The 5,221-nt window shown below is 53.1% G+C and carries 5 protein-coding genes; all 5 read left to right on the forward strand.

Features of this window, described 5'->3' with window-relative positions; genetic code table 11:
- Window positions 1-648, forward strand: a 648-nt coding sequence (locus QNK41_RS18765) for a DUF1722 domain-containing protein (protein WP_319260032.1), incomplete at its 5' end; no start/stop codon positions are given.
- A gap of 224 nt (window positions 649-872) precedes the next feature.
- Entirely contained in the window at window positions 873-1,016 is a 144-nt protein-coding gene (locus QNK41_RS18770) for a hypothetical protein (RefSeq protein ID WP_319260033.1), read from the forward strand.
- A gap of 84 nt (window positions 1,017-1,100) precedes the next feature.
- Window positions 1,101-1,844, forward strand: coding sequence for an SDR family oxidoreductase (locus QNK41_RS18775; RefSeq protein WP_319260035.1), 744 nt, complete (start codon window positions 1,101-1,103; stop codon window positions 1,842-1,844).
- 676 nt (window positions 1,845-2,520) lie between these two features.
- Window positions 2,521-3,768, forward strand: coding sequence for a peroxidase family protein (locus QNK41_RS18780; protein WP_319260038.1), 1,248 nt, complete (start codon window positions 2,521-2,523; stop codon window positions 3,766-3,768).
- A 135-nt stretch (window positions 3,769-3,903) separates the two neighbouring features.
- A complete protein-coding gene (locus QNK41_RS18785) occupies window positions 3,904-4,695 on the forward strand; it encodes a peroxidase family protein (protein WP_413815181.1) in 792 nt (263 codons plus the stop codon).
- Window positions 4,696-5,221: the final 526 nt, after the last annotated feature.

The following is a 5,221-nucleotide window of genomic DNA, read 5'->3' on the forward strand; positions in this document are numbered from 1 at the left end:
ATTTTCAAAAAAGATTCGCCCAGCAGCGGCCTCTACCGCGTCAAGGTCTACAATAACAAAGGCCAACCCATGAAAACCGGCAGGGGGATGTTTGCCGCCGCATTCACCTCCCGGTTTCCTCGCATTCCAGTGGAAGAGGAAGGCCGTCTCCACGATCCGGTCTTAAGGGAAAATTTCATCGAACAGGTCTTCGCCTTGAAGCGATGGCGTGAGGTTTTGGAGAAAAAGAAGACCATGGGCAACCTGGTGGATTTCCACACCCGGGAAAAACTGCTTTTCATGGCCCACAGCCCGAAGCATTACCGTGAGATGGGGCGACTGGTGGCCGATGGAAAGAAAAAAAACGTGTCGGACCTCTACGACCGTTATGAAGGCATGCTGACTGAAGCACTGGTGCTTCGTGCAACGGTCAGCAAACACACCAATGTGCTCATGCACGTCATGGGTTACTTCAAAAAGCAGCTTTCCGGCGACGAAAAGCAGGAGGTCCTGGAATTGATCGGAAATTATCGCAGCGGCCACCTGCCGCTGATCGTTCCCGTCACCCTGTTGAACCATTTCGTGCGCAAATACAACCAACCCTATCTTTCCGTTCAGACTTACCTGAATCCCCACCCGTTGGATCTTCAGCTGCGCAATCATGTTTGATCGTTTGCGATAAGGCCCAAGGCCTGGCGTGGTCCGGCGCTCCCGGCCACCCATCACCGCATTGCCGTTATGATAGGTTCTTACCCTCATTTAGCTCTGATACGGTTCACATTGCTTTATTGACGCCCAGCCTTAACTTGATAGGTAGGAAAGGCAGAGCTTTGAATGAAACAGGCAAAAAATCAGAAGGTAACCAAATCTAACAGAGAATAATGAGGTGAACCATGGCTGAGAAAAGAGAAGAAAGCTACGTCGAAAGTGAAAAAGAGAGAGAGAGCGGGCATGTAGATACCCGTAAGAATAATTTCGATTGTGAAAAGCCTGATAAAAATCTGGGATGTGATCCGGGAATTGATGTCGCCGGATAAGGACGCTAACCAGATATAGACAGGCAAACCAGGCAGAGCCTCATCGAGGCTCTGCCTTTTTTATCGATTGATGAAGGGAGGCACATGATGACCGAACAGGCAATCGCATTGGTGACCGGCGCCAACAAAGGCCTCGGATTGGAAACCTGCCGGCAGTTGGCCCATCATAAAATGACCGTGCTGATGGGGGCAAGGGACTTGAAAATTGGACGGGAGGCTGCGGACGGATTGCAATCCGAGGGCATGACGGTCGAACCGGTTCAACTGGATGTGACCCGGGCCGACCACATCGCACAGGTGGTGGCCTTCATCGAGACCCGCTTTGGTCGGTTGGACATCCTGGTGAACAATGCGGGCATGATTCACCCGGATGAACCGATGTTTGCCAACAGCGCGGAGCAGGTCTCCCTTCAGGCCCTGAGGGAAACCTTCGAGGTCAATTTTTTCGGCCAGGTGGCACTGACCCAGGCACTATTGCCGCTGATTAAAAAAAGTTCGGCAGGGCGCATCGTCAACGTCTCCAGCATTTTAGGGTCACTGACCCTCCACAGCGATGAATCGTCCCAGGTTACCCAGGTGAAGCCCCTGGCCTATGATGCCTCCAAAACGGCGCTGAACCAGTTTACGGTGCACCTGGCTGCGTCGCTGAACAAGACGCCCATTAAGGTCAACGCCGCGCATCCCGGTTGGGTAAAAACTGATTTGGGCTCCCAGCGGGCACCTATGGAGGTGGAAGAAGGCGCAAAAACCGCCGTTCGCCTGGCGATCATCGGCCCGGATGGTCCCACAGGAAAATTTTTTCACTTCAATGAAGAGATACCCTGGTAAAGGCGGTACCTTATTACGGGACGAATCATCAATACCCGTTGTGGATCGGCGTATCGGGCATGTAGGCATTATCATCAAGGAAGACAATCATTTTTCCTCGTTTGAAAATTTACAGTTGACCTTCTATTGAAAACAATCTATCCGATAATTATTATCCTTTAGGTTTTATTCCTACAATCATCATGACATCTTGGCTGACGATCGATAAATAGGGATGCCCCGGTCATACTCGTTCCCGTTGAATGACTGATAGTTATGGATCCACCAGCTTGGAACAAAAGGAATCGTGTTTTGAGACATGGTCAATCATACTGTTTAAACCGGCCGTGGTGACGCTTTTTTATATTTTGTTTTTGTGTAGACGATAATAATTTTCTTTAAATACCCTAACGACTAAGTTGCCCCTACAGATATGGCTTGAGGCCTCAACGCGGATTTGGTAGAAGGAATCTGCATGCTGATCAATGGGAATCCCGTCAATTGGCTACGGCTACCCGATCACAATCGAATCCTTCCTTCTTCTTCTGCTGAAGCGCTTTCGCGAGTGTGTAGAACCCTGTGACGGTAAGTGCATACGAGTGTTGCTGCGACCGGACCCCATCATGGCTGTCGGCAGGAAGCAACATGGGCCATATAATCTAAACATTATCCAAAACCCCATTAAAAAGGAGGAATTATGAGTGATGAAAAGAAATGCCCGGTGACGGGAAAAACTAATAAACACGTAGTGGGCGGCAGGGCGAATCGCGAATGGTGGCCGAACCAGTTGAGTCTGGATATTCTGCGCCAACATTCCTCCAAATCCAATCCGATGGGCGAGGATTTTAACTACGCTGAAGAATTCAAGAGCCTGGACCTTGACGCTGTGAAAAAGGATTTACACAATCTGATGACCGATTCGCAGGACTGGTGGCCGGCCGACTACGGTCACTACGGGGGATTTTTCATCCGGATGGCGTGGCACAGCGCAGGCTCCTACCGCACCGGCGACGGCCGCGGCGGCGCAGGGACCGGTAACCAACGCTTTGCGCCCGTCAACAGTTGGCCCGATAACGTAAACCTAGATAAGGCGCGCAGGCTGCTTTGGCCGATCAAGCAGAAGTATGGCCGGAAAATATCCTGGGCCGACCTGATGATTCTCACAGGCAATGTCGCTCTGGAATCGATGGGATTCAAGACCTTCGGTTTCGCCGGTGGACGTGAGGATATATGGGAGCCGGAGAAAGACATCTATTGGGGAGCAGAGGATACCTGGCTGGGCGACAATCGGTATTCTGGGGAGCGGGACCTGGAAGATCCTCTGGCTGCTGTTCAGATGGGTCTGATTTACGTGAATCCGGAAGGGCCGAACGGCGAACCAGATCCGCTCGCGTCCGGGCGGGACGTTCGGGAGACGTTCGCGCGCATGGCGATGAACGACGAGGAGACAGTCGCGCTCACCGCTGGCGGACACACCTTTGGCAAATGCCACGGTGCCGGCGATGCGGCGCTGGTTGGGCCTGAACCCGAGGCTGCTGGTATCGAAGAGCAGGGACTCGGCTGGAAGAGCAGCCATGGCAGCGGCAAAGGTGGTGATCAGATTGGCAGTGGTTTGGAAGGCGCATGGAACCCGACCCCGACGCAGTGGGACAACAGCTATTTGGACATGCTGTTCGGCAATGAGTGGGTACTGACAAAAAGCCCGGCGGGCGCAAAGCAATGGACGCCTAAGGAGGCGACTGACAACAATCTTGCACCGGCCGCTCACGATTCGTCGAAGCGGGTTCCGATCATGATGACCACCGCCGACATGGCGATGCGGATGGACCCGATCTATAAACCGATTGCGCGGCGCTTCCAGAAAAACCCGGAAGCGTTCGCAGATGCCTTCGCCCGCGCATGGTTCAAGTTGACGCACCGAGACATGGGCCCTCGTGCACGCTAGCTCGGCCCGGAAGTTCCCGGCGAAGCGCTGATTTGGCAAGATCCGATCCCTGAAGTCGATCATGAACTGATCAATGATAGTGACATCGCCACACTTAAGGGCAAGATCCTTGATTCTGGCCTCTCTATCTCCGAGCTGGTTTCAACCGCCTGGGCATCAGCTTCGACCTTCCGTGGTTCCGACATGCGCGGCGGTGCGAACGGTGCCCGCATCCGTCTGGCACCCCAGAAGGATTGGAAAGTCAACCAGCCGGATCAATTGGCGAAAGTGCTGAAGACACTGGAACGTATCCAAAGCGAATTCGACAAGACGGTCTCTATGGCTGACCTGATCGTGTTGGCAGGCTGCGCCGGTGTTGAGCGTGCGGCGAAGAATGGTGGTCACGAATTGACGGTTCCCTTCACGCCTGGCCGCATGGATGCTTCGCAGGAGCAAACCGATGTTAGGTCTATCTCCGCTCTGGAGCCGGAAGCAGACGGTTTCCGCAACTACCTCAAAACCAAATACACCGTATCGACCGAGGAGATGCTGGTCGATCGGGCGCAACTGCTGACACTGACCGCCCCTGAGATGACGGTTCTGGTTGGCGGCATGCGCGTCTTGAATGCCAACTTCGGACAGTCCCAGCACGGCGTCTTCACCAAGCGGCCAGAGACGCTCACCAATGACTTCTTTGTGAATCTGCTCGACATGCGCACGGCGTGGAAGGCGGGCTCTGAAGACAAAGACCTGTTTGAAGGCAGCGATCGCGTAACGGGTGAATCTAAGTGGACCGGCACTCGTGTCGACCTGATCTTCGGTTCAAATTCCGAACTGCGCGCCCTGGCTGAAGTATACGGAAGTGCAGATTCGCAGGAGCAGTTTGTCCATGACTTTGTGGCGGCCTGGAACAAGGTAATGAACCTTGACCGCTTCGACCTCGCTTGATCGTAGCATATAGTGGTTGTCAGAAAACGTTCCGATTGAGGGACGTTTTTCTGTTACAACCCCTTATGCTGCCATACATTTTTCGGAACATTATTATGACAAGCGGTATAAACGTCCTCGAGGGCTTCTGAAGCGTATTCTGAATTTCAAATCGGATGATCAGGAAGCGATAGTTGCCACGAATTGACGGATGTTTTGAACGCTCAGTTGGACCACTTCGAGAAGGTCCATCCGGCCGATGCAATCGGTGTCCGGGCCGAATTGGAAAATATGAAATAAAGTGGTAAGGAAAGATGTATCGGCGGATACGGGCTTTCGACCCCCCGTCTCATCAATAGTCAGGAGGTGCAATGATGGCTGAGAAACGATTCAAACAGGTGTGTGAATGCAAGAACTGCGGCAACGAGGCTGAGATGGTGATCACTTGTTCCCTCGAAGAAGAGAAGACGGTCACCGCGACACCTCATGTCGTACCCAAAGACAAGGGTAAGACGGAAGGTCATGCCGTGTGCAGCCACTGCGGCGG

The organism is Desulfosarcina sp. (assembly GCF_033791525.1).
Classification (GTDB): domain Bacteria; phylum Desulfobacterota; class Desulfobacteria; order Desulfobacterales; family Desulfosarcinaceae; genus Desulfosarcina.